General features: G+C 62.3%; 24 protein-coding genes. 8 read left to right on the plus strand and 16 right to left on the minus strand.

Annotated features, from left to right (window positions below; all coding sequences use genetic code 11):
- The first annotated feature begins 107 nt into the window (after positions 1-107).
- From J3P91_RS16625 to J3P91_RS16650, 6 genes are read left to right on the plus strand one after another with little or no spacing between them, the layout of a single operon-like run.
- Positions 108-3032, plus strand: a complete 2925-nt coding sequence (locus J3P91_RS16625) for a monovalent cation/H+ antiporter subunit A (RefSeq protein WP_434601135.1) — start codon at positions 108-110, stop codon at positions 3030-3032.
- Entirely contained in the window at positions 3032-3376 is a 345-nt protein-coding gene (locus J3P91_RS16630) for a Na+/H+ antiporter subunit C (protein WP_003202835.1), read from the plus strand. The genes J3P91_RS16625 and J3P91_RS16630 overlap by 1 nt, the downstream gene beginning before the upstream one ends.
- Positions 3373-5058, plus strand: coding sequence for a monovalent cation/H+ antiporter subunit D (locus tag J3P91_RS16635; protein ID WP_434601136.1), 1686 nt, complete (start codon positions 3373-3375; stop codon positions 5056-5058). The genes J3P91_RS16630 and J3P91_RS16635 overlap by 4 nt, the downstream gene beginning before the upstream one ends.
- A complete protein-coding gene (locus tag J3P91_RS16640) occupies positions 5055-5543 on the plus strand; it encodes a Na+/H+ antiporter subunit E (protein ID WP_434601137.1) in 489 nt (162 codons plus the stop codon). Before J3P91_RS16635 ends, J3P91_RS16640 begins: the two co-directional genes overlap by 4 nt.
- Complete coding sequence (locus J3P91_RS16645; protein WP_186615355.1) at positions 5540-5818, plus strand: K+/H+ antiporter subunit F; 279 nt, start codon at positions 5540-5542, stop codon at positions 5816-5818. Before J3P91_RS16640 ends, J3P91_RS16645 begins: the two co-directional genes overlap by 4 nt.
- Positions 5815-6168: a Na+/H+ antiporter subunit G gene (locus J3P91_RS16650; RefSeq protein WP_434573511.1), complete on the plus strand. Its 354-nt coding sequence runs from the start codon at positions 5815-5817 to the stop codon at positions 6166-6168. The genes J3P91_RS16645 and J3P91_RS16650 overlap by 4 nt, the downstream gene beginning before the upstream one ends.
- Before the next feature lie 163 nt (positions 6169-6331).
- Here J3P91_RS16650 and J3P91_RS16655 read toward each other — a convergent pair whose 3' ends face one another.
- From J3P91_RS16655 to J3P91_RS16665, 3 genes are all read right to left on the minus strand, one after another.
- Entirely contained in the window at positions 6332-6769 is a 438-nt protein-coding gene (locus tag J3P91_RS16655) for a DUF3995 domain-containing protein (RefSeq protein WP_305500389.1), read from the minus strand.
- A gap of 138 nt (positions 6770-6907) precedes the next feature.
- On the minus strand, positions 6908-7924 hold the full coding sequence (locus tag J3P91_RS16660; RefSeq protein ID WP_434601138.1) for an ABC transporter substrate-binding protein: 1017 nt from the start codon (positions 7922-7924) through the stop codon (positions 6908-6910).
- A gap of 188 nt (positions 7925-8112) precedes the next feature.
- Positions 8113-8562, minus strand: a complete 450-nt coding sequence (locus J3P91_RS16665) for a hypothetical protein (protein ID WP_305500385.1) — start codon at positions 8560-8562, stop codon at positions 8113-8115.
- 778 nt (positions 8563-9340) lie between these two features.
- Between J3P91_RS16665 and J3P91_RS16670 the strand changes: the two genes are divergently transcribed.
- The gene (locus J3P91_RS16670; protein ID WP_434573507.1) at positions 9341-9571 is read left to right on the plus strand and encodes a hypothetical protein; all 231 of its coding nucleotides are present in this window, start codon (positions 9341-9343) and stop codon (positions 9569-9571) included.
- Positions 9572-9661: 90 nt separating this feature from the next.
- On the plus strand, positions 9662-9898 hold the full coding sequence (locus J3P91_RS16675; protein ID WP_434573505.1) for a DUF2789 family protein: 237 nt from the start codon (positions 9662-9664) through the stop codon (positions 9896-9898).
- Positions 9899-10044: 146 nt separating this feature from the next.
- Here J3P91_RS16675 and J3P91_RS16680 read toward each other — a convergent pair whose 3' ends face one another.
- The 13 genes from J3P91_RS16680 to iolE all read right to left on the minus strand — a co-directional run bounded on the left by J3P91_RS16680 (position 10045) and on the right by iolE (position 25102).
- A complete protein-coding gene (locus J3P91_RS16680; RefSeq protein ID WP_434601139.1) occupies positions 10045-11652 on the minus strand; it encodes a methyl-accepting chemotaxis protein in 1608 nt (535 codons plus the stop codon).
- A gap of 173 nt (positions 11653-11825) precedes the next feature.
- Complete coding sequence (locus J3P91_RS16685; protein ID WP_434557518.1) at positions 11826-12230, minus strand: TraR/DksA family transcriptional regulator; 405 nt, start codon at positions 12228-12230, stop codon at positions 11826-11828.
- A gap of 371 nt (positions 12231-12601) precedes the next feature.
- Positions 12602-13624 carry an ABC transporter permease gene (locus J3P91_RS16690; RefSeq protein ID WP_003180516.1) on the minus strand — a complete coding sequence of 341 codons (1023 nt, stop codon included), beginning with the start codon at positions 13622-13624 and terminating at the stop codon, positions 12602-12604.
- A gap of 35 nt (positions 13625-13659) precedes the next feature.
- Positions 13660-15213, minus strand: coding sequence for a sugar ABC transporter ATP-binding protein (locus J3P91_RS16695; RefSeq protein ID WP_434601140.1), 1554 nt, complete (start codon positions 15211-15213; stop codon positions 13660-13662).
- A 73-nt stretch (positions 15214-15286) separates the two neighbouring features.
- On the minus strand, positions 15287-16210 hold the full coding sequence (locus J3P91_RS16700) for a sugar ABC transporter substrate-binding protein (protein WP_434573498.1): 924 nt from the start codon (positions 16208-16210) through the stop codon (positions 15287-15289).
- Between the two features lie 53 nt (positions 16211-16263).
- Positions 16264-16470, minus strand: a complete 207-nt coding sequence (locus tag J3P91_RS16705) for a hypothetical protein (protein WP_434601141.1) — start codon at positions 16468-16470, stop codon at positions 16264-16266.
- Positions 16471-16564: 94 nt separating this feature from the next.
- Positions 16565-17617, minus strand: a complete 1053-nt coding sequence (locus J3P91_RS16710; RefSeq protein ID WP_434601142.1) for a Gfo/Idh/MocA family protein — start codon at positions 17615-17617, stop codon at positions 16565-16567.
- A gap of 277 nt (positions 17618-17894) precedes the next feature.
- The gene (locus J3P91_RS16715) at positions 17895-18905 is read right to left on the minus strand and encodes a Gfo/Idh/MocA family protein (RefSeq protein ID WP_434601143.1); all 1011 of its coding nucleotides are present in this window, start codon (positions 18903-18905) and stop codon (positions 17895-17897) included.
- A 29-nt stretch (positions 18906-18934) separates the two neighbouring features.
- Positions 18935-20866 (minus strand): 3D-(3,5/4)-trihydroxycyclohexane-1,2-dione acylhydrolase (decyclizing), encoded by a 1932-nt coding sequence (gene iolD, locus J3P91_RS16720; protein ID WP_434601144.1) that lies wholly within the window; start codon positions 20864-20866, stop codon positions 18935-18937.
- Positions 20867-21015: 149 nt separating this feature from the next.
- Complete coding sequence (locus J3P91_RS16725) at positions 21016-21837, minus strand: TIM barrel protein (RefSeq protein ID WP_434601145.1); 822 nt, start codon at positions 21835-21837, stop codon at positions 21016-21018.
- A 33-nt stretch (positions 21838-21870) separates the two neighbouring features.
- Positions 21871-23373, minus strand: coding sequence for a CoA-acylating methylmalonate-semialdehyde dehydrogenase (locus J3P91_RS16730; RefSeq protein ID WP_434601146.1), 1503 nt, complete (start codon positions 23371-23373; stop codon positions 21871-21873).
- Between the two features lie 29 nt (positions 23374-23402).
- On the minus strand, positions 23403-24212 hold the full coding sequence (iolB, locus tag J3P91_RS16735; protein ID WP_434601147.1) for a 5-deoxy-glucuronate isomerase: 810 nt from the start codon (positions 24210-24212) through the stop codon (positions 23403-23405).
- Positions 24209-25102: a myo-inosose-2 dehydratase gene (gene iolE / locus J3P91_RS16740; protein WP_434601148.1), complete on the minus strand. Its 894-nt coding sequence runs from the start codon at positions 25100-25102 to the stop codon at positions 24209-24211. Before iolE ends, iolB begins: the two co-directional genes overlap by 4 nt.
- Between the last annotated feature and the right edge of the window lie 151 nt (positions 25103-25253).

Below are 25253 nucleotides of genomic sequence, written 5' to 3' on the forward strand. Positions count from 1 at the left end.
CGCTAGGATATTTCCGCCTACCTTGTAGGATTCTGCGACACCCTGGCGGTTGGTGATCGGGAATACGCCACGTATGATCCCGGACAACCTTTGCCGAATAGAAGCCTATGTCACTGATAGTTCTATTGCTTTTGCCCTTTATCGGCAGCTGTGTCGCGGCGCTGTTACCGCATAACGCCCGTAACGCCGAATCGCTGCTGGCCGGCCTCGTAGCCTTGGCCGGCACTGTTCAGGTGGCCTTGTGGTACCCGCAGATTGCCGATGGCGGCGTAATCCGTGAACAATATGATTGGCTGCCGAGCCTGGGCCTGAATTTCGTGCTGCGCCTGGACGGTTTTGCCTGGCTGTTCTCGTTGCTGGTGCTGGGCATCGGCACGCTGGTGTCGTTGTATGCCCGCTATTACATGTCGCCGGACGATCCGGTGCCGCGTTTCTTCGCGTTTTTCCTGGCGTTCATGGGCGCGATGCTCGGGCTGGTGATCTCCGGCAACCTGATCCAGATGGTGTTCTTCTGGGAACTGACCAGTCTGTTCTCGTTCTTGCTGATCGGCTATTGGCATCACCGCGCCGACGCCCGACGCGGTGCCTACATGGCGTTGATGGTGACCGGTGCCGGCGGGCTGTGCCTGTTGGCCGGGGTGATGCTGCTCGGCCATGTGGTGGGCAGCTATGACCTGGACAGGGTCCTGGCCGCCGGCAACCTGATTCGTGACCACGCCCTCTACCCGATCCTGCTGCCGCTGATCCTGATCGGCGCCTTGAGCAAAAGTGCTCAGTTCCCCTTCCACTTCTGGCTTCCCCACGCCATGGCCGCACCCACACCGGTATCGGCGTACCTGCACTCGGCAACCATGGTCAAGGCCGGTGTCTTCCTGTTGGCGCGGCTGTGGCCGTCATTGTCGGGCAGCGAGCAATGGTTCTATATCGTCGGCGGCGCGGGGGCCTGCACCCTGGTGCTGGGCGCCTACTGCGCGATGTTCCAGAACGACCTCAAGGGCCTGCTCGCCTACTCGACCATCAGCCACCTCGGGCTGATCACCCTGCTGCTGGGTCTCAACAGTCCGCTGGCGGCGGTGGCGGCGGTGTTTCATATCCTCAACCACGCCACGTTCAAGGCCTCGCTGTTCATGGCCGCCGGAATCATCGACCACGAAAGCGGCACCCGGGACATCCGCAGGCTCAGCGGCCTGGTGCGACTGATTCCGTTCACCGCCACCCTGGCGATGGTCGCCAGCGCGGCGATGGCCGGGGTGCCGTTGCTCAATGGTTTCCTGTCCAAGGAGATGTTCTTCGCCGAGACGGTGTTTATCTCGGCCACCGCCTGGGTCGAACTGGCGTTGCCGATCATCGCGACCATCGCCGGCACCTTCAGCGTCGCCTACTCCCTGCGCTTTACCGTGGACGTGTTCTTCGGCCCCACCGCCACCGACCTGCCTCACACGCCCCATGAACCGCCACGCTGGATGCGCGCGCCAGTCGAGCTGCTGGTATTCACCTGCCTGTTGGTGGGGATTTTCCCGGCCCAGGTGGTCGGCTCGTTGCTGGCCGCCGCCGCACTCCCCGTGGTGGGCGGCCCGCTGCCCGAATACAGCCTGGCGATCTGGCATGGGCTGAACGCGCCCATGCTCATGAGCCTGGTGGCGATGGCCGCGGGCATCGTCCTGTACCTGCTGCTGCGCAAGCAATTCAAGCAAGGCCAAATCAAGCATCCGCCGCTGATCGGCCGCCTCAGCGGCAAGCGCCTGTTCGAACGCTGCCTGGTGCTGATGATGCGCCACGGCCGTCGGCTGGAGCGCAAGATCAGCACTCGACGCCTGCAGGCGCAACTGTTCCTGCTGGTGCTGGCGGCGCTCCTGGCCGGGTTGATCCCGATGCTGCACAGCACGCTGGTCTGGGGCGATCGGCCGAAGATTCCCGGCTCCGTGGTGTTCGTCACCCTGTGGGTACTGGCAATCGCCTGCGCCCTGGGCGCGGCCTGGCAAGCCAAGTATCACCGTCTCGCGGCGCTGACGATGGTCAGCGTCTGCGGCCTGATGACCTGCGTGACCTTCGTCTGGTTCTCGGCACCGGACCTGGCCTTGACGCAACTGGTGGTGGAGGTGGTCACCACGGTGCTGATCCTGCTGGGGCTGCGCTGGTTGCCCCGACGGATCGAGGACGTATCGCCCCGGCCCAACAGCGAACGGCGCGCGCGCATCCGACGCCTGCGGGACCTGCTGCTGTCCGGCGCGGTGGGCGGCGGCATGGCGCTGCTGTCCTATGCCATGCTGACGCGCCAGACCCCCAACGACATTTCCTCGTTCTACCTCAGCCGCGCGCTGCCTGAAGGCGGCGGCAGCAACGTGGTGAACGTCATGCTGGTGGACTTCCGCGGCTTCGACACCCTGGGGGAAATCACCGTGCTGGCGGCGGTGGCCCTGGCGGTGTTCGCCCTGCTGCGGCGCTTCCGTCCACCGAAGGAAAGCATGCAACTGCCGGCACAACAGCGGCTGCTGGCGCCGGACGTGGTCACCGACCTGGTCAACCCGCGCCACGCCAGCGATACCGCGCTGGGCTTCATGATGGTGCCGTCGGTGCTGGTTCGCCTGTTGCTGCCGATTGCCCTGGTGGTGTCGTTCTATCTGTTCATGCGCGGCCACAATCAACCCGGCGGCGGCTTCGTGGCCGGGCTGGTGATGTCGGTGGCGTTCATCCTGCAATACATGGTCGCTGGCACCCAGTGGGTCGAGGCGCAGATGAGTCTGCGACCGCTGCGCTGGATGGGCACCGGGCTGCTGTTCGCCAGCGCCACGGGGTTGGGGGCGCTGGCGGCGGGTTATCCGTTCCTGACCACGCACACCTGGCATTTCGAATTGCCGCTGCTGGGGGATATTCACCTGGCCAGCGCGCTGTTCTTCGACATCGGCGTCTATGCCGTGGTGGTCGGTTCGACCCTGCTGATTCTCACTGCCCTGGCCCACCAGTCAGTGCGCGCCCACAAGCCGGGCCTGCACGCCAAACCCGTCGCCCCTCTCAAAGGAGCCAACGCCTGATGGAAGAAGTCATCGCAATCGCAATCGGCGTATTGGCCGCCTCCGGTGTCTGGCTGGTGCTACGGCCGCGGACCTTTCAAGTGGTCATGGGCCTGTGCCTGCTGTCGTATGGCGTCAACCTGTTCATCTTCAGCATGGGCAGCCTGTTCATCGGCAAGGAGCCGATCATCAAGGACGGCGTGCCCCAGGACCTGCTGCACTACACCGATCCGTTGCCCCAGGCCCTGGTGCTGACCGCCATCGTGATCAGCTTCGCCATGACTGCCTTGTTCCTGGTAGTCCTGCTCGCGTCCCGGGGACTGACCGGCACCGACCATGTGGACGGCCGGGAGCCGAAGGAATGACGTTGACGCCACACTTGATCGCCGCGCCCATCCTGCTTCCGTTGCTGACCGCCGCGGTGATGCTGATGCTCGGCGAGAAGCACCGCCCGCTCAAGGCGCGGATCAATCTGTTCTCCAGCCTGCTGGGCCTGGGCATCGCCGTGCTGTTGTTGCGCTGGACCCAGGAGCAGGCGCTGCCCGCGTCCATTGGCGTCTATCTGCCCGGTAATTGGCAGGCGCCGTTCGGCATCGTGCTGGTGGTCGATCGACTGTCAGCGCTGATGCTGGTGCTGACCGGGATCATCGGCGTCTGCGCGCTGCTGTTCGCCATGGCCCGTTGGGACCGGGCCGGGGCGAGTTTCCATGCGTTGTTCCAGATTCAGCTGATGGGGCTTTATGGGGCCTTCCTCACGGCGGACCTGTTCAACCTGTTCGTATTTTTCGAGGTGCTGCTGGCGGCGTCCTACGGCTTGATGTTGCATGGATCGGGCCGGGCGCGGGTGTCGTCGGGGCTGCACTACATTTCCATCAACCTGCTGGCCTCGTCGCTGTTCCTGATTGGCGCAGCCCTGATCTACGGCGTTACAGGGACCCTGAATATGGCCGACCTGGCCCTGAAGGTGCCCCTCGTGCCGGAAGCCGACCGCGGCCTGCTGCACGCCGGCGCGGCGATCCTGGCGGTGGCGTTCCTGGCCAAGGCCGGCATGTGGCCGCTGAATTTCTGGCTGGTGCCGGCCTACAGTGCAGCCAGTGCACCGGTGGCGGCACTGTTTGCGATCATGACCAAGGTCGGCGTCTACACCATCCTGCGGCTGTGGACCTTGCTGTTTTCCGGGCAGGCCGGCGCCTCGGCCTATTTTGCCGCTGACTGGCTGGTCTACGGCGGCCTGGCGACTATCGCCTGCGCGGCCATCGCCATCCTCGCCGCCCAACGCCTGGAGCGCATGGCCAGCCTGAGTATTCTGGTCTCGGCCGGCATCCTGTTGTCAGCCATCGGCTTTGCCCAGCCAAACCTGGTGGGGGCTGCGCTGTTCTATCTGGTGAGCTCGACCCTGGCGCTGTGCGCGCTGTTCTTGCTGGCCGAGTTGATCGAGCGTTCACGCTCGGCCAATGATCTGCCGCTGGAAGACGATCTCGACAGCCTGCCGCGCCCACTGGAATCGCTGCAACCGCCCAAAGGCATCAACCTCGACGACGAACAGAAAGCCGTAGTCGGCCAAGTGATCCCCTGGACCATGGCCTTCCTCGGCCTGAGCTTCATCGCCTGTGCGCTGCTGATTATCGGCATGCCACCGCTTTCGGGCTTCATCGCAAAACTCGGGCTGCTCAACGCGTTGCTCAACCCCCAAGGACTCGGAGCAAGTACCGACAGGCCCGTCTCTGCCGCCGCCTGGGGCCTGTTGGCGCTGTTGATCCTGTCCGGGCTCGCCGCGCTGATCGCCTTCTCGCGCCTGGGCATCCAGCGCTTCTGGACGCCACAGGAGCGGCCGTCGCCACTGTTGCGGCCGTTCGAATGCGTGCCGATCATCGCGCTGCTCGGCCTCGGAATCGCCCTGACCTTCAAGGCCGAGCCGCTGCTGCGCTACACCCAGTCCGCCGCCGATGCCCTGAACACACCTGAACATTATGTGATGGCGGTGCTTGGCACCCGCGCCGTACCCAACCCGCAAGTCGACACCGCAGTGCAGGCGGTGCAGCCATGAAGCGGCTGTTTCCCGCACCCTGGTTGTCACTGGCGTTGTGGCTGCTCTGGCTGCTGTTGAACCTGTCCGTCAGCGCCGGCCACCTGCTGCTGGGCGCGGCGCTGGGCTTCCTGGCGCCACTGATGATGCGTCCACTGCGGCCGCGGCCCATTCGCATCCGCCGGCCCTGGGTCATGCTGCGGCTGTTCCTGCTGGTGGGGCGCGATGTGCTGGTATCCAACCTGGCCGTCGCCTGGGGCGTACTGAATGCCGGACGCCGCCCGCCTCGCTCGCGTTTCGTCAAGGTGCCGCTGGACCTGCACGACGCCAATGGCCTGGCGGTGCTTTCAATGATCACCACGGTGATTCCCGGGACGGTCTGGTCGGAGCTGGCGCTGGACCGCAGCATCCTGTTGATGCACGTGTTCGATCTGGAGGACGAAGGCGCATTCATAGCGCACTTCAAGGCCACCTACGAGCGCCCGTTGATGGAGATTTTCGAATGAGCCCGTTGCTGTCCAATGCCATCCTGCTGAGCCTGTTCCTGTTCTCCCTGACCATGGTCCTGACCCTGGTGCGCCTGTTCAAAGGCCCCTCGGCGCAGGACCGGGTCCTGGCCCTCGACTACCTGTACATCGTCGCGATGCTGATGATGCTGGTGCTCGGCATCCGTTATGCCAGTGACACCTACTTCGAGGCCGCGCTGCTGATCGCCCTGTTCGGCTTTGTCGGCTCGTTTGCCCTGGCCAAGTTCCTCTTGCGTGGCGAGGTGATCGAATGAACGTCGAGCTGTCAATGTGGGTGGAAATCTCAGTGGCGATCTTGCTGGTGGCCAGCAGCCTGTTCGCCCTGCTCGGGGCAATCGGGCTGGTACGGTTGAAGGATTATTTCCAGCGCATGCACCCCCCTGCCCTGGCGTCGACGCTGGGCGCCTGGTGCGTTGCCCTTGCCTCGATCATCTACTTTTCCGCGATCAAGTCCGGGCCGGTGCTGCATGCGTGGTTGATACCGATCCTGCTGTCCATCACGATGCCGGTGACCACCCTGCTGCTGGCCCGGGCGGCACTGTTCCGCAAGCGTATGGCCGGCGATGACGTGCCGGCGGAGGTAAGTAGTCGCAAGAACGACTGACAAACCGGCTTTTTGTGGCGAGGGAGCTTGCTCCCGCTGGGGTGCGCAGCAGCCCCTGGATCTGTCACTTCGGTGAGTCAGGCTGATTGGTGTTCAGTCTTTTTTGGGGCTGCTGCGCAGCCCAGCGGGAGCAAGCTCCCTCGCCGCGGGGTTGTGGTTGTATTCAAGCCCACGCCACCGTCAGCAACCCCGCCCCCAGCACGACACACAACGGTGAATAGACCCAGGTGTCGAGCCGGGCAAACGTCGAGCCCTTGACCTCCTTGAAGAAGCCCACCAGGTTCGACTCGCCAATGGCCCGGGCGAACATCAGCAAGGCAATCGCACTGATCAGCCATTGCAAGGCGCGATGAGTGACGGGCGGCGAAATCAGCCCGACCCGCAGGCACACCAGCAGCGCAATCATCAACAGCGCCAGGGCCACCAGCAGCGTCAGCCATCCTGACGGGTTGAACGCCGGTCGCAGCGTGTCGCCCTGCTTCACCGGAACCTGCGGTACCACCGCCAGGGCTGCCCAGCGCCCACCCAGGGCCCAATACAAATGAAACAAGCTGATGGTCGCAAACACTGCGACCAGCGACCGAGCCAATAAAAGCGTCATTCGCCAGCCTCCTGAAAAAGGTTGAACAATCATCCTAGCTTGAATCTGACATTTCGCTGGACGGGCTCAGGTTGCCAGGTTCCAGCGAATGACGATTTGCCCGGGATCAACCGTTCAACAGGCTGGCATCACCAAGTTCTACAGCCCCGCCGCGACTTTGTCGGCGACGTCCTTGGGCAACCAGGCCTGCCAGACCTGTGGGTGGGCCTTGAGGAACGCCTCCGCGGCTTCGCGGGGCGGCGTGCGTTTCTCGCTCATGTCGGCCAGGGCCTTGTTCAGCGGCTCGATAGGCAGGTCCACCTTGCTGAAGAACTCGGCGATGTCCGGGTGCTGCTTCTGGAACGGCACGGACACACCGATCGACAGCTTCGAGGCCAGGGAGCGAGTCGGTTTCGGGTTCGGATTGTCGGCGTCGGTCAGGGTCTTCCAGGCCTCGGCATCGAATGCCGGTTCTTGCAGTTGCACCAGCTTGAAACGCCCCAGCAACGGCGTGGGCGACCAGTAGTAAAACAGGATCGGCTTGCCACGGCGGATCGAAGAAGTAATTTCCGCATCAAGCGCGGCCCCGGAACCGCTGCGGAAATTCACGTAGCTGTCGGAAAGACCATAAGCCTTGAGTTTCTGCTTGTTGACGACTTCGGACGTCCAGCCGATGGGGCTGTTGAGGAAGCGCCCCTTGTCGGGGCTTTCAGGATCCTTGAACACATGTTTGTAGCGCGCCAGGTCCTCGACGCTGCGCAGGTCCGGGGCCAGCGGCTTGATCCCCTTGGCCGGGTCGCCCTTGATGACGTATTCCGGCACCCACCAACCTTCGGTCGCGCCCTTGACCGTATCGCCCAGGGCAACCACCTTGCCCTCGGCCTCGGCCTTGACCCACACCGGGCTGCGCCCCGCCCACTCTTCACCGATCACCTGGATATCGTTGTTGGCCAGGGCGGTTTCCAGGGTAATGGTGGTGCCCGGTAACGTGTCGGTCGATAACCCGTAGCCTTTTTCGACGATGATCCGCAGGATGTCGGTGATCAGGCTGCCACTTTCCCAGTTCAGGTCGGCAAAGTGGATCGGCGCCGAAGCAGCAGCGGATGCCGGAAGTGGCGAAACCAACACAGCGAGGGTAGTGGCGCAGCCAGCCAGCCACTGTCGAACTCGTTTCATGCTTGATACCTCATGCCGGACACAGCAATAACCGAACGGCGTTGCGAAGCGAACGCAAGCCTGTGAATAGTTCAGTCATTTGACTGTAGCCAAGGTTCCAGCAACAGCCTTTTAAAAACTGTTAAAGGTATGAGGAAGGCAGAAAAAGATTCAGACCCATGCGCCATTTCCCAATGGGCGCGGACTGACTATTCGCTGGCCTTGAACGTCACGAGTTCGCCCTTGCGCCATTTGGCGGCCTTGGCGGTGACCGCTTTCAGCGTCTTGGTCAAACCTTCCTGCAACTGTTCGTGAGCCGCGAAGACGGTCAACACGCTGTGGCCTTCCTTGAACAGAATCGCATGGCCATCGGCAGTCGTGACGAAGGCATAGTCACCGAGGCCATAGACCGTCAACTTGATTTCACGAAAACGGATTTCAAACTTGCCACCCTCGCGACTTGGCAATACCGCCGCGCGAAAATGATCACCGACCTTGAGTTCAAGCCGAGGCTTGTCATCAACCACCAGCGCCGATTCCGTATCGAGCTCGGCAACATAGATGCCCTCGGCGGTTTGTTCGGTGATATAGACAAAACGTGACTGGAATTGCTTGACCAGCTTTGCCCGAAGGTCACCCAGTACAAATAACGCGTGCATGTCGAGATTACTTACTGCCAAGGAAACATCCCCATCTTTGAATGGCCCACCCTGAAAGACGGACCACGAGAACCCGCAAGGTCGCAATGACCTGAAGTTGAATTCGAATTGAACGACGCGCCCAGACCCAAGCGAGAGAAGACTAATGGATTGCCACTCTCGCTGCCTTTCCCCGTGATCGTCAGAGGCTGAAGGAAAACGCCACTCTGCGCATCGGAAAAGGTGGGACTACTAACTTTAGGGAAATTTCTCAGTTAAAAAAGCATTTTTCTGACATCGAGTGCAAAAAAAATTGCTTTAGATAGGCACAGCCGTCCACACGGCGCCGTCGATTCTAGAGCAGCCGATGGCGCGCAGACTACTCGAAACAACCGGCAATTCGTCGGTAAACCATGAAAAGGAATTCACATGGGTACTTCCCCAACGTTGCTCCGCCCCCTTGATTCGCGTACTGCCCAAGCATATGAGCGCCCTGGTGCCGAGAACCACCTCGCAACGGCCCTGATCCTGCCACGATACCGAGTCGTGCTGGCCGGGACGTGTTTTTTCCATATCGAAGAAACGGCGACCGGACGTGTAAGAGGTTTCCGCGCCGATCATAACGAAGCCTGCTACCTGGCCAGGCGCCTCGAACAGAGCGCTTGCGTTTTATCCGCACCCCGTCCATGACTTAACTCAGCCGCCGACCGGCAACTGCTGCCATACTGGCCGCCCAGCGCAGGCCGCCATCCATTGGCGGCCTGCGCACAATAAAATGACTTTGAAGGGAAGGCGCGACGTGACGGAATTGGATATCGGCGAATTTTTCATCCGGGGCGAAGCCAGAGAGGTCGAAGGCGAGTTCCAGGCCGTCATTGTGATGCGCGCCAAATCACCTTCCAACGCTGTCACTTACCACCAGGTGGAGAAGGATCGCTGGTTCAAGACTACGGAAATTGCTGCCGAAGCCGCCAGGGATGCGGCAAGGGCATTGAAGCTCGCCGTGGATGAAGGTGCGTTGAAAGCTTGAAATTGATCGAACTCCTGACGACTGCCTGGCCTCAGATAAGGGAAGCAACCGAGGCGCCATGACGGCGGCAGTCCAGAGGAGTCCTGCAACATGGAACAACCATCACACGAGCTCAAAACCCTGTTTGATCAATTGGGCCTGCCTTCGGAAGGCAGTGCCATCGACGACTTCATCATGGCACACCCGCTGGATCCGAACACCAAGTTGGTCGATGCGCCTTTCTGGTCGGACCAGCAAAGAGACCTGCTGCGTGAATGGCTACTCGCCGACGGTGAGGAAGCAGTGCTGGTGGATCAACTGAATGTGCGCTTGCACGACGGTAAATAACCCAAGAGCATCGCCAGACCGCTTTCGTGGCGAGGGAGCTTGCTCCCGCTGGCCTGCGCAGCAGGCCCATGATTTGCGACTGCTGCGCAGCCGAGCGGGAGCAAGCTCCCTCGCCACAAGAGCTCTTCGCACCGTTGCGTTGAGGCTCAGCGCGGCTTCTCAGGCTTGTAGCCCAACCGCAATCCCCCCCAGTGACGCCCCTTGAGCATGATCGGTACCGACAGGTCATGCATCAGTTCCCCGGTGTCACGCGTATAGGTTTGCAGCAACACCGGCTGTTGGTGGCTGCCGCAGCGAATCCCGGTGCGATCGGAAAACTTGCGCTTGGTGCGGTTGCTCAGCGTGTCCACCTGGGGATCGCCGGTCAGTGGCTGGCAGAAGGCGTTGTTGTGGGTCGGCACGTAGCCTTGCTGGGTACAGGCGATTGCAAACACCAGGCCTTCATGCCGGGCGAGTAGCGGTTCCTGGATGGCCGGCAGTACCTGATCGGTGTAGCGGTCAAAACGGGTCTGGAACTTGGCCGGGTGGGTATTGGGGATGGGCTGGTAGTTGCGGTCGAACAGGTCTTCGAGGCTGATACGGCCCTGATCGACATCCGCTTCGAACTGCGCGGCAATCCGGCTCGCGCCTTCGCGGGCCAGGTCATAGACCCGCTGGTGGTAATCATCGAGGCCCACCTCGGCCAAACGCTCGCTGATGGTTTCGGCCTGGCCTTCCATCTGTACGGCAGCCTCGGCCAGGCGCTGGGTCTGTTGATCGCTGATCGCCAGATCGCTGCGCATCTGCTCGATGGCATGGAACAGACTGTCGAGCTGCTCGCGGTTGGTATCGGTGCCTTGGGCGATAGCGCTGACCTGGGTTTCGACACCCGCGGCGAGCCGGGCAATGTTCTCCAGGTGTTGGCCGGTGTGCTCGACTTGCTGCACGCCGCTGTCCAAGTCGCCAGCCAGTTGTCGGATCTGTTCAACCACCTGCGCAGTGCGCTGCTGGATATCCGCCACCATCACCCCGACCTCGCCGGTTGCCGCGGCAGTGCGCCCGGCCAGGCCGCGGACCTCGTCGGCCACTACCGCGAATCCGCGGCCATGCTCACCGGCCCGGGCCGCTTCGATGGCGGCATTGAGCGCCAACAGGTTGGTCTGGCTGGCGATCGATTGAATCACCAGGCTCACGCGCTGGATTTCGTCGCTGCGCACGCTCAGCGCTTCGATCAACTCACGGCTGTCATTGGCGCGCTGGCTGAGCTGATGCATGCGGCTGATGGATTCCACCAGTTCGCTGCGCCCGGCGACACTGCTGCGATGGGCCTCGCTGGCCGCGCCCAGCGCCTGCTGGCTGAGGTGCGAGGTGGCCTGCTCGGTCGCGATCATCGCCTCGGCATTGCTGACGATCTGCGCCGCGGCGCCCAGCTGCGACTGGACCTTGCCGGCCAATTGCTTGACCGAATAGGCCACCCCCGCCGCCGACAGAGCGTTATGGCTGGTGGTGTAGGAAAGATCGCGGGTCAGCTCGGCCAGGCTGTCGCTCGCCGCTGGCGCGGGAGTACTGGCCAGGCGTGAGCGCAGACGTGGCAACCAGACGATGAGCAGCGCCAGCGGCAGGCCCAGATACAACGACCAACCGCCCAATGTCATGCCGCAAAGCAGCAAAACCAGCGCGACGCTTTGCAAAGTCGGCGCAACCCAGCGCGCCGTGCCACCCGCCGCGGGCACCGAGGCCGACGCTGCCGCCGCCAGAGATCCGTCTGTCGCCATGTTTGTCACCCACATTTATCATTGTTATGCACGCATTAAACGCCACTACAAGGCCATTATCCATGGTCCATTAGTCGTGTTTTTTGCATCAGCTCAATGAGCATAGGCGAACAGGCGAAAGCAAAAAGATCGCAGCCTCCGAAAGAAGGCTGCGATCTTTTTCTGGAACGGAATCAGGCCTGACGCTGGTGCTTGTCGATCTGTTCGTGACGTTCCTGGGCTTCGATGCAGTACTTGGTGGTCGGGCTGATCAGCAGGCGCTTGAGGCCGATCGGCTCGCCGCTGTCGTCGCACCAGCCGAAGCTTTGGTCGTTGATGCGGTCCAGGGCCTGCTCCAGTTGCGGCAGCATGCGTTGGTCGCGATCGATGGCGTTGACCAGCCAGGTGCGCTCTTCTTCCACGGAAGCGGCGTCCGCCGGGTCGGCCGGGGTGTCCAGGCTCTCAATGGCGATTCGGTTCTGTTCGATGCGCTCGTGGGTTTCGACCTTCATGTTCTGCAACAGCTTGGTGAAGTAAGCCAGTTGCTCGGCATTCATGTAGTCATCCGCCGGCATGGCCAGCAACTTTTCCTTTGTCATTGATATCTCTATAAAAAAACGTGCATTAAGGCGAATTATGGAGCGTCCCGCACCGGACTTGGTACGAAAGGCGCCTGCGTGACTTCTCGTACCCGTCCTGAGCCGCCACGCTCACCGGGAAGGCGCCGTTTATTCCAAGCGCCACCCGGCACTCAATTTACGAGGGGCGGCAGTCTAAGGCCGAGTTGGGGTGTCAGCAACCGAAAACATGGGGAAAATGTCCGACAACCGCTTCAAATGCTGCCTCGACAGGCTTCTACCGGCCATCGGAGTGCGTTTATAACAAGAAATTCGCTTCAATGGCTGTATTAAGAAGACAAATGGCAACGCCACGCGGGTCAGGCGTGGCGCTTTGTCGCATCGGCAGTGACCTAGCGCTTGAGTTTGCGCTTGTTGCGGTATTGGTCGATGACCACCGCGACCACGATGATCAGCCCCTTGATGATGTCCTGGATATAGGCGTCGACACCGACAAAGGTGAAGCCGCTGGCCATCACCCCGAGGATCAGCGCGCCGATCACCGTCCCGGTGATGCGCCCCACCCCGCCAGCCAGGCTGGTGCCGCCGATCACCGCCGCGGCAATCGCGTCCAGCTCATAAGACATGCCCATGCCCGCCTGCCCGGTCGCCGCACGCGCCGAAGCCACCACGCCGGCGAGTCCCGCCAGCAGCCCGGCGATGCTGTAGACGATCACCAGATGACGCTTGACGTTGATGCCCGAGGTCCGCGCCGCCTGCATGTTGCCGCCGATGGCGTAGGTGTATTTGCCGTACTTGGTGTAGCGCAAGGCGATGTGAAAGATCACCGCCACCACCAGGAAGATGATCACCGGCATCGCGCCATGACCGATGGCCGTGTACGAATCAGACAGCATGCTCACCGGCTGGCCTTCGGTGTAGTAACGCGCCAGGCCACGGGCCGAGACCATCATGCCGAGGGTGGCGATGAACGGTGGGATGCCGGTAAGGGCGATGATGCTGCCGTTGATTGCGCCGGCCAGCAAACCGACCCCCAGCCCCGCCACCACCGGGATCCACACCGGCAGGTCGGTCAGGGAAGGAAACACCGCCCGGGCGAAATCCGAAGTCTGGGCCAGGCTGGCGGCAATCATCGCCGACAGCGCCAGTACCGAGCCGGACGACAGGTCGATGCCGGTGGTGATGATCACCTGGGTCACGCCGATGGCCAGCAGGCCGATGATCGACACTTGCAGGATCATCAGCACCAGGCGTTGCGAATTCATCAGGAAACTCTGGTCGCGCATGATCCAGCCGAACATCTCGAACACCAGCCCGATGCCGATCAGCACCAGGAAAATGCTCAGTTCCGTCGGCAACCGTCGACGCGTCCTGGCCGGTGCGGCCGCGGGTTTGTTTTCCAGTATCGCGTTCATAGCCATTTACCTTCGTTATCTGGGCGGACGGGCAATCAGGACAGGCCCGACGCCAGTTGCATGACTCGTTCCTGGGTCGCTTCGCTACGGTCGAGGGTGCCCATCAGGTCACCTTCGTGCATCACCATGACCCGGTCGCTCATGCCGAGCACCTCGGGCAGTTCCGAGGAAATCATGATGACCGCCATGCCTTCGCTGGCGAGGTAGGAAATGAGTCGGTAGATTTCCGCCTTGGCGCCAACATCGATGCCGCGGGTCGGCTCGTCGAGGATCAGGATGCGCGGGTTGGTCATCAGCCAGCGGGCCAGCAACGCTTTCTGCTGGTTGCCGCCGGACAAGGTGTCGATGCACTGCTCGAGGGACGGCGTCTTGACCCGCAATTTCTTGCACATTTCTTCGCACAGCGCGCGCAGGGCTTTTTGCTGGATGAAGCCGTTGCCGACGTAATGGGGCAACACCGCCATCTCCATGTTTTCCAGCACCGACAGGCAGGGAAACAGGCCGCTGAGCTTGCGGTCTTCGGTCAACAGGGCGAAGCCCTTCTCGATCGCCATGTGCGGATCGGTGATGCGCACCGGCTCGCCGTCCAGCTGGATCTCGCCGCCGGTGGCCGGGGTCACGCCAAAGATCGCCTCGGCGACATTGGTCCGGCCCGAGCCCATCAACCCGGCGATGCCGAGGATCTCGCCGGCATGCAGGTCGAACGACACGCCTTTGAAGATACCGTCCAGGCTCAGGTCGCGTACCGACAGCACCTTATCGCCGATGGGCTTGTCCCGCTCGGGAAACAACTGGCTCAACTCGCGCCCGACCATCATCGAAATCAGGCTGTCGCCGTCCATGCTGTCGGCCCGTTGCAGACCGATGTAGGCACCGTCACGGAACACCGCCACCTCATCGGCGATGGCGAACACTTCATTCATCTTGTGGGTGATATAGATGATGCCCTTACCCTGGGCCTTGAGGTCGGCGATGATCGAAAACAGATGCGCGACTTCCGTCTCGGTGATGGCCGAGGTCGGTTCGTCCATGATCAGGATGTCCGAGTCATACGAAACGGCCTTGGCGATCTCCACCATCTGCCGCTCGGCGATGCTCAGGTTGCCCACCTGCTCCTCGGGGTCGAGCTTGATTCGCAGGCGCTCCAGCAAGCGCGCGGTGCAGCGGTGCATCTCACCGTGGTCGATCATGTGCAGGCCGTTGAGCTGCTCACGGCCGATCCAGATGTTCTCGGCGATGCTCATGTGCGGCATCAGGTTCAATTCCTGGTGGATCATCGCGATCCCGGCCTGCAAGGCCGCCAGCGGGGTGTCGAAAGTGATCGGCTTGCCGCGCAGGCGCAGCTCACCGGCATCCGGCTGGTAGATGCCGGCGATGATTTTCATCAGCGTGGACTTGCCTGCGCCGTTTTCGCCCATCAAGGCCAGCACCGAGCCGGGGCGCACCCGCAGTTGCACGTCGGACAGGGCCACCACGCCGGGAAAACCCTTGCTGACGTTGACGACTTCCAACAGGTACGGTTCGTCAGGTAATGCGCCCGGCTGGAAAGTCGCCGCCGGGGCGCTCGTAGCAGTCGCTGATGCGAACATGGTCAGGTACTCCCTCGGCAAGATCGGCGCGGCGACCTTGCCTGTTTATTGTTGTGATGGAACGGGTGGGACGTCACTTGAACTGATCGACGTTCTCCGGCGTGATCAGGCGATAGGGCACCACGACGGATTGCATCTTCTCGCCCTTGGCCATTTTCACCGCCGTGTCGATGGAGCCATCGGCCTGGCCCTTGGCGTCCTGGAACACCGAGACCGCCATCTCGCCTTTCTTGATGGCGTTCAAGCCATCCGGCGTGCCATCGACCCCGGCAATCAGGACGCTGCCCTTCTCTTTGCCAGCGCCCTTGAGCGCCATGGCAGCGCCGATGGCCATCTCGTCGTTGTTGGACACCACGGCCTGGAAGTCGCGGCCCTGGGTCAGCCAATCGTTGACCAGGGTCATACCCTTGTCCCGCGACCAGGTGCCGGTCTGTTCCTGTTCGATCTTGATGCCCGGGTACTTGGCCAGCACTTCCTTGACGCCCTTGGTGCGGTTAGTGGTGGAATTGTTGGCCAGGTCGCCCAGCAAGATCACGATGTCGCCCTTGCCGCCCATCTTGTCGGCCAGGTATTGCATCTGCATGCGCCCGGCTTCCAGGTCATCGGAGGCCACGGTGACCACCCCTTCCGGTAATTTCAGATCGTCCGGGCGGCGGTTGACATACACCAGCGGGATGCCGGCGGCGACCGCGGCCTTGGTGATGCGCTGGGTCGCGGCGGTGTCCACGGGGTTGACGATGAGCGCATCGACCTTCTGGCTGATGAAGCTTTCCACCTGGCTGAGCTGCTTGACTACGTCACTGCGGGCATCTTCGAATTGCAGGGTAACGCCGTCCGGCAGGGACTTGGCTTTCTTGTCCATGGATTCGCGCAGGTAGGTCAACCAGGTGTCATCGAACTGGGACATGCTGACGCCGATCTTCAGGTCCGCCAGGGCAACGCCGCTGGCGAACATCAACGACAGGGCCAGCGAGGCAATACGGGTCTTGGTCTTCATGAACGGTCTTTCTCCACATTTTTGTTGGTCTTATGGATAAGGCGTGACGGACTTCAGGAACGCGGCAAACGAACGATCGGTGCGCCGGGCATGCAGCACACCACGGCACCCTTGCGCTGGATGCACAGGGATTCGAAAAAAGGAAGGATTGCGGACAGGCGCAAGGGCAGTGGCAGTGGCAGGTGAAACGTAGAGCGGTTGAAGGTTTTCATCGACGGTACCTGGCTGTGTTTCTTGTTTTTGTTTAGTTCGTCGTTCATTCAAGCCGAGCCTGGATAAACGCGAACAGGGTTGTCGGTCACCTGGAATCGACTTTATTGGAAAATATTTTCCATATCAACATATTTTAGAATTTTATTCGTTTTTTGTTCCATGTCCTACGGGGGTGGATAAACACACCACCACGCCTTGCTCAGCACTTTGCCTGGCAGCGTCCAGAACGCGCGTCGTGGCCAAGGCATCGCGGGCCGCCACCGGCAATGGGCCGTTGCCCTGCAACGCGGCTTGGAGGCGCTGGTAGAATTCCAGCCAGCATCCCCGCTCCGAGGCGACCCGCTCGCGCTCTGCGTCGTGTTCGAACCAGCCCCAGCGGCGGTGCTCCTCTGCGCCCCAGCGTTCGCCTTCGGTAGCCGGGCTCAACCCCGCCAATGCCAAGGCTTCCTGCCCGTCGAGGCCTTCGACGGTATAGCAGCCTTCGCTGCCGCTGACCCGGAAACGTGGGCGTGGAGCGTTTTGCACGCAATTGCCGCTCAAGTGGGAAATGACGCCACCGACATGGGTCAGTGACATGAAGAAACCGTTATCGAACGCGTGGCCCGGCTGTCGATAATCGAGCTCGGCGTAAACCCGCATCACCGGACCAAACAATTGCAGCGCCTGGTCCACCAGATGGCTGCCCAGGTCCCGCAGGAATCCCCCGCCACTGCCCTTACCCACCGAGGTCGGCGAGTAACGCTCGACGCTGGACTCGAAGCGAATCACCTGCCCGAGGGCGCCGGACGCGAGCAATTTGCGTACCGTGAGGAAATCCGAATCCCAGCGCCGGTTCTGGTAGACGCTCAACGGCACGTTGCGGCGTTCGGCGGCCAGCACCATCGCTTCGGCCTGTGCGGCGTCTAAGGCAAAAGGCTTATCGCTGACCACCGCCACGCCGTGCTCGATCACCTGCATCACGATGGCCGGGCGACCGTCCAAAGGGATAGACACGACCACCGCCTCGACACCCGCCGCCACCAACTGTTCGAGAGTGTCGAACGCCTGGACCTTCGGGTAATCGCTGGCCAGCTGCTGGCGCCGCTCGGCGGAGCGGGTCACCACGCCGATGAAGGTAGCCCCCGGCAGGCTGCTGATCAGCGGCGCATGGAAAAAACGCCCGCCCTTGCCGTAGCCTACTAATCCGATTCGCATGAAAGCTCCTTATCTGTATAGGGCGCCGGCGCCTGTGGGAGCGAGCCTGCTCGCGAAAGCGTCAGGCCCGCCAGCATCAATATCGCCTGACCCACCGCCATCGCGAGCAAGCTCGCTCCCACAAATTTGACCGAGTACTCTTGGGATAACACAGTCGACCGTGGGAGCGAGCTTGCTCGCGATAGCGTCGGGTCAAGCTGGATTGTGTGACCTGACACACCGCCTTCGCGAGCAGGCTCGCTCCCACAGTTTGATTGCATGCCCAAAGGGCATGTGCTCAGCCGTAGAACCGAGGCCGTTCGGGCAGCTCGACCTTGACGATCTGCCCGCTCTGCTGCGCTTCAATACACGCGTCCGCCGCCACCGCCGCGGCGAACCCATCCCAGGCCGAGGGGCCGCCCACCTGGCCGGCGCGCACGCCGTCGATGAAGGCCTGCAGTTCGACGTCGTAAGCGCCGATGAACCGGTCTTTCCAGTCCATCAGGATCGCATTGGAAAGCTTGGCGCCGCTGCGCAGTTGCACCTGGGACGGTTCTGGCAGCCTGGCGATGCCGGTCTCCCCCACCACTTCACACTGGATGTCGTAGCCGTACTGGCAATTGACGAACACTTCGACGTCGATGCGCGTGCCCTTGGCGGTTTCCAGCAGGACGATCTGTGGATCGCGCAAGTGCACCAGGGCCTTGCTGGTCTTGCGTGGAAACACGACCTGCACCGAGACGTAGTCGTCGGCGAGCAACCAGCGCAACACGTCCAGCTCGTGAATCAAGGTGTCGGTGATGGCCATGTCGGTCTTGTAGTTTTCGCCCACGCTGGGGTTGCGGTGGGCACAGTGCAGCATCAACGGCTCGCCGATCTGCCCGCTGTCGATCACCGCCTTGAGCGCCCGATAACCTTCGTCGTAGGGGCGCATGAACCCGACCTGTACCAGGCGCTTGCCTTGGGCCACTTCGGCTTCGACAATCCGGCGACAACCTTCGGCGGTAACGGCCAACGGCTTTTCACAGAACACCGGCTTGCCGGCCGCGATGGCCGCCAGCACGAATTCTTCATGACTTGGCCCCCAGGACGTAACGAGGATCGCCTCGACGTCCGGCGCCTTGATCAATGCATGGCCGTCGGGATAGACCTCGGCGGTCAACTTCAGGTCGGCCACCACTTTCGCCGCTTGCACCAGGTTGATGTCGGTCACCGCGACGACCTGGCTGTTGAGCAACGTCTGGCTGCAACGACGGATATGGTCCTGGCCGATGGCCCCGGTGCCGATGACGCCCAGCTTCAAAGACATGTGGAACTCCTTTCGTAGGGTTGGGGCAATCAGTATTGACGGGCCTTGGCCAGTCGTTCGTTGAGGGTCTTGGCGACGGCATCGGTGCGGGCGCTGGTTGAGACTTGCGCCACGCCGACCCGCCACCACGACAGGTACTTGTGGATCATGGTCTTGGGCAGGACCTTGATGTCGATCAGCGTCGAGACCGTCTGGAGTCGGGCGTCGGCCAGCGCGGCGTGCAGCTCCTCCAGTGTCTTGACCTTGTAGGTCTTGCAACCGTAGGCCGACGCGCTCATGGCGAAATCCACCGGCACGAAGGCGCCGTCGAGCCTGCCCGTCTCGGGGTTGCGGAAGCGGAACTCGGTGCCGAAGCTGTCCATGCCGTGTTCCATCTGCAGGTTGTTGATGCATCCGAACGTCATGTTGTCCAGTAGCACCACATTGATCTTGCGGCGCTCCTGGATCGAGGTGGCAAGTTCGGAGTGCAGCATCATGTAGGAGCCATCGCCCACCAGCGCGTAGACCTCTTTGTCCGGCTCGGCGAGCTTCACGCCCAGGGCGGCATTGACCTCGTAGCCCATGCACGAATAGCCATATTCGACGTGGTAGGTATTCACGCCCTTGCTGCGCCAACTGCGCTGCAAATCACCCGGCAGGCTGCCGGCGGCGGCGACAATGACGGCATCATCGGCCAGGGTTTCGTTGAGGGTGCCGAGCACGCGGCTCTGGGTCAGGCAGGATCCGGTGAGCTCGATGAACTCGCGAAACACCGCCGGGTCCATGTGGTCGTTGATTTCCGGGACGAAATCCTTGGCCTGGTAATCCGCCTGGTAGACCCGGTCCACTTCGGCGTCGAGTTGGGCCTTGGCATCGGCGATCTGCCCGCCCCATTCGGCGCGATAATCCCCCATCGCGGCCGACAAGGCCTCCAGGCCCGAACGGGCGTCGGCCAACAGTTGCACGCCGTCGAGTTTCAAGGCATCGCACGGGCTGATGTTGAGGTTGAGAAACTGCACCTCGGGATGCTGGAATAGCCATTTCGACGCGGTGGTGAAATCACTGTAGCGGGTGCCAATGCCGATGATCAGGTCCGCTTCCTTGGCCAGCAGGTTCGCCGCCAGGCAACCGGTTTCGCCGACGCCGCCGACGTTCAATGGATGACTGGAGACCACGGCGCTTTTGCCCGCCTGGGTTTCGGCGAAGGGGATGTCGAAACGCTCGGCAAAGGCCTGCAACGCGGCGTTGGCCCCCGAATACCTGACGCCACCACCGCAGATGACCAACGGCCGGCGCTTGCCCTTGAGCAGCGCCAGGGCATCGCCGAGCATCGCCTCGGTGGCCGGGCGACGGTCGATGCGGTGGACACGTTTTTGCAGGAAATAATCCGGGTAATCGTAGGCCTCGGCCTGTACATCCTGGGGCAGCGCCAGCGTCACCGCGCCGGTTTCAGCCGGGTCGGTCAGCACGCGCATCGCCTGGATCGCGGCGGTCATCAATTGCTCAGGACGGTTGATGCGGTCCCAGTATTTACTCACGGCCTTGAAGGCATCGTTGGTGCTGATGCTCAGGTCGTGGAACTGCTCAATCTGTTGCAACACCGGGTCCGGCTGGCGACTGGCATAGACGTCGCCGGGCAACAGCAACAAGGGAATGCGATTGGCCGTGGCGGTGGCCGCGGCGGTCAGCATGTTCGCCGCGCCAGGGCCGACCGAGGAACTGCAGGCGTAGATCCTGCGCCGCAGATGCTGCTTGGCAAACCCGATGGCGGCATGGGCCATGCCCTGCTCGTTGCGGCCCTGATGGACCACCAGGTCGCCGCTGTCCTGCTCCAGCGCCTGGCCCAGGCCCAGCACGTTGCCGTGGCCGAAAATGGTAAAGACCCCGGCGACGAACTTGCTCTGGACGCCATCGACCTCGATGTACTGGTTATCGAGGAATTTCACCAGGGCCTGGGCCATGGTCAGTCGTGTTGTGGTCATGCTTGCACCTTTTCAAACGCAACTCGGTCAAGTGTGGGAGCGAGCTTGCTCGCGATAGCGGTGTATCAGGCAACTGATATGTTGAATGGGCTGATGTCATCGCGAGCAAGCTCGCTCCCACAGGGGTTCCCCATCGTTTTGAGATCAGGTCAGGCCTGTGAGCTTTGCAGGTGGCTCATACTCGCCCCCAGCGCCTGGCGGATATCGGCCAGGTCATGGACGCTCTCGGCAAACGGCTCGAAGGACAGGTAGCCTTCATAACCGCCCGCGCGCAGCGCCTCGATCTGCGCGGCATTGCCGAGAATGTCAGCCTCGCCCACCAGCACTCGATGACCGTCGCGAATACTCGCCAACGGCGCCTGCGCATCCTCGACGCCGGAGATGTGCACCAGCCCGGTCAGTTCGGGGAAGAACTCCTGCTCGCCGGCCAGATGATGGTGGAAGGTGTCGTGCACCAGGCGGAACACATCCAGCCCGCCAATGCTCTTGATCGCTTCCACCGCCGTGCGCTTGCGCCGCAGCGAGCACTCCTCGAACCCCAGGGGTTCGATAAAACCGTAGATACCGAAGGCCCGCAGGATCGGCGCCAGTTCACTGAGGGCGGTACGCAGCCCCGCCGCACGCTCGGCTTCGCTGCGCGGGTCGGCGCGATCGTTGAGCGGGCACATCACCAGCCCCTCGGCGCCACACTCGCGGGCGTAGTCGGCCAGGCGCACGGCCTGGGCGCGGCGCTCCTCGTTCCAGACATCGAAGGGGTACAGGGCGTTGATCGACAGCACCTTGATACCGCGGGCCTCGCACAACTCACGGACGCGGGCCGGCGGCATGCCGTCTTCGATCTCGACCCCCTCGAGGTCGTTGCGGATCTCGATGGCATCGGTTTTCAACGCCAGGGCCAAGTCGATGAATGCGGGCAGTGACAGGCGTGGGGCAACCATTCGGTTCAAGGCAAAACGCAGGGGCTTGTTCATTGTTGTTCTCCCTCCGGCATTCATGGAAATGGATTATTGAGCAGTGGGCATGCTGAATTCGGGACCCTTGGCGATGCTGTCCGGCCAGCGCTGCATCACGCTCTTGTAGCGACTGTAGAAGCGCAGGCCTTCTTCGCCATAGGCATGGTGGTCGCCGAACAACGAGCGCTTCCAGCCGCCAAAGGAATGCCAGGCCATGGGCACCGGAATCGGCACGTTGATGCCCACCATGCCGACCTTGATGCTGTGGGCGAACGCCCGGGCGATGCCGCCGTCGCGGGTGAAGCACGACACACCGTTGCCAAACTCATGGGCGTTGATCAGCGCCACCGCCGTGGCGAAATCCGGCACACGGACGATCCCCAGCACCGGGCCGAAAATCTCTTGCTGGTAAATGCTCATCTCGGCAGTGACCTGATCGAACAGCGTCGCCCCGACAAAGAACCCCTGCTCCGCCCCCGGCACTTTGAAACCACGGCCATCGACGATCAAGCGAGCGCCCTCGGCCACGCCGGCATCGATGAACCCTTCGACCTTGGCCTTGTGCTCGGCGGTGACCAGCGGCCCCATGTCAGTTCCGGGCTGTTGGCCGTTGCCGACCTGCAACTGGTCGATGCGCGGCAGCAGGCGAGCGATCAGTTCGTCGCCGACCTCGCCCACCGCCACGGCAATGGAAATCGCCATGCAGCGCTCGCCGGCCGAGCCGTAGGCCGCTCCGATCAAAGCGTCCGCCGCCTGGTCGAGGTCGGCATCGGGCATGACGATCATGTGGTTCTTCGCCCCGCCCAGGGCCTGGACGCGCTTGCCGTTCGCGGTGCCCTGCTGGTGGATGTATTCGGCGATGGGCGTAGAGCCGACAAAGGAGATCGCCTCGATGTCCGGGTGTTGCAACAGCGCATCCACCGCCACTTTGTCACCCTGGACCACGTTGAACACGCCGTCCGGCAGGCCGGCTTCCGTCAACAAGCGGGCCATCAGCAAACTGGCGGACGGGTCGCGCTCCGAAGGTTTGAGGATGAAGCAGTTACCGGCGACCAGCGCCAGGGGAATCATCCACAGCGGCACCATCACCGGGAAGTTGAACGGCGTGACCCCGGCACAGACGCCCAGGGGCTGGCGCAGGTTCCAGTTGTCGATGCCACCGCCGATGTTGTCGCTGAAATCGGTCTTGAGCAGGCTCGGCGCACCGCAGGCGTACTCGACGATCTCGATGCCCCGGGTGACTTCGCCGTGGGCGTCGGAGAGTACCTTGCCGTGCTCGCGGCTGATGATCTGCGCCAACTCGTCGTGGTGACGGTCAAGCAGTTCCTTGAACTTGAACATCACCCGGGAACGGCGCAACGACGACTGCTCGGACCAGCTGGGAAAGGCCGCCAGCGCCGAAGCCACCGCTGCCTCGACGGTACCCGGTTCGGCCAGCGCCACCCGGGCCTGTACCGTGCCGGTAGCGGGATTGAAGACGTTGCTGAACCGCGCGGAGTCGTTGCTGTGCACCTGACCGTTGATGTAATGGCCTATTACCGGGGTGTCGCTCATTGTCCTGGTCTCCGTTGGAATGTTCGAATTCAGAGGTCGAGCAGCCAGCTATGCTGCGGATCGTTATGGAATTGCCAGACCCGCTTCGGACCGGCCATGACGTTCAGGTAATACGACTCGTACCCGTAGGGCACGCTGACCGGGTGGTAACCCTTGGGCACCACGACCAGATCGCTGTTTTCCACGGCCATGGCCTGGTCGATGCTGCGATCGTCGGTGTAGACCCGTTGGAACACGAAGCCCTGGGAAGGGTTGACCTGGTGGTAATAGGTCTCTTCGAGGAAGCTCTGGTGCGGCAAATCGTCGGTGTCGTGCTTGTGCGGCGGATAGCTGGACGAATGTCCCGACGGCGTGCGCACTTCCACCACCAGCAGCGAATGGGCCGGCTCGCTGTCCGGCAGGATGTCGCAGACGTAGCGGGTATTGGCGCCCTTGCCGCGCACGCTGCGCTTCATGCTCTCGGGACGGATCAGCCGTGGGCCGTACGCATTCGGCGCGCCGCCCGGCGCGGCGCACACCGCCACTTGCACATCGCTCAACGCGGTGATCTGGGCCTGGCTGCCGGGCGGCAGATACGCGGCGTAAGGGGATTTATCCTCGAATACCGACTGGCGATCGCCGAGGTTGTCCCAATCGAAGGCGCCCTGCCCCGGTGCTTCGCCCTTGAGGTTGATGCGGCCGCTGAGCAGTACCACGCACAATTCCCGCTCTGCGGCGGCCACCGGCAGGCTTTCGCCAAGGCTCAAGCGGTAGGCGGCAAAACCGACGTATTCCAGCGCGTCGCGCGGCAGTTCAACCATGGTCCGGTCGCTGGGATTGCTCTTGATTAGCAGGCTCATGGCGCAGTTCTCTCCTGCAACAGGGCACGCAAGGTGTCGTAGCCCTTCTTGGCATAGATATAACTCGGCGCCACCGCCGGGTCCTGCTCGGCTTCCACCACCAGCCAGCCCTGATAATCGGCAGCCAGCAGGACATCGAGCAACGCGGCGAAGTCGATATCGCCATCTCCAGGCACGGTGAACGTGCCGTTGATGATGCAGTCGGGAAAGCTCCAGAGGTTGTTGCGCGCCAACTGCACCACGGGTTTGCGCACGTCCTTGAAGTGCACATGGCAGATGCGCTCGATGTGTTTGCGCAGCACCTGCAGCGGTTCGCCGCCGCCCATGTAGCAATGGCCCGAATCGAACAACAGGCCGACCTCGCTGCCGGTCAGCGCCATCAGCTTGTCGATGTCCGAAGGCGATTCAACGTAGGCGCCCATGTGGTGGTGGTAGGCCAGGCGCACGCCTTGGGACAAGGTGAAGCGGGCCAGCTCGGTGAGCTTGTCGGCATAGGCCTGCCAGGCCTCGTCAGTGTGAAAGCGTGGCCGCTCGATCAACGGAATGCGCTGGCCCTGGATCGAATCGGCCACTTCGCCATAGACCAGCACCGTTGCGCCGTTCTGCGCCAACAGCTCGACATGGCTGGCGATGGCGTCGATCTCCTCGGCCGCCGAACGACGCGCCAAGCGACTCGAATACCAGCCGGAGACCAGCGCCAGGTCGTAAGGGCGCAACACGTCGCCGACGCCCTTGGCGTCCTTGGGAAACTTGCCATTGAGCTCGAAACCTTCATAGCCGATTTCCTTGCCTTCGCTCAACGCCGTGCTCAACGGCGTCTCGCCGCCTAACGATGGCAAGTCGTCGTTGCTCCAGGAAATCGGGTTGATGCCAATTCGAATAGCGGGCATGGCTGCACCTTTTATTGTTGTCTCTAATGTTCAACCGATCACCTGTGGCGAGGGAGCTTGCTCCCGCTCGGCTGCGAAGCAGACGCAAAAACCAGTGGCTACGGTTTACCTGTCGCATCGGGGTAGCTGACTTCGGGACTGCTTCGCAGTC

The organism is Pseudomonas sp. Z4-7 (assembly GCF_051131965.1).
Taxonomy (GTDB): Bacteria; Pseudomonadota; Gammaproteobacteria; order Pseudomonadales; family Pseudomonadaceae; genus Aquipseudomonas.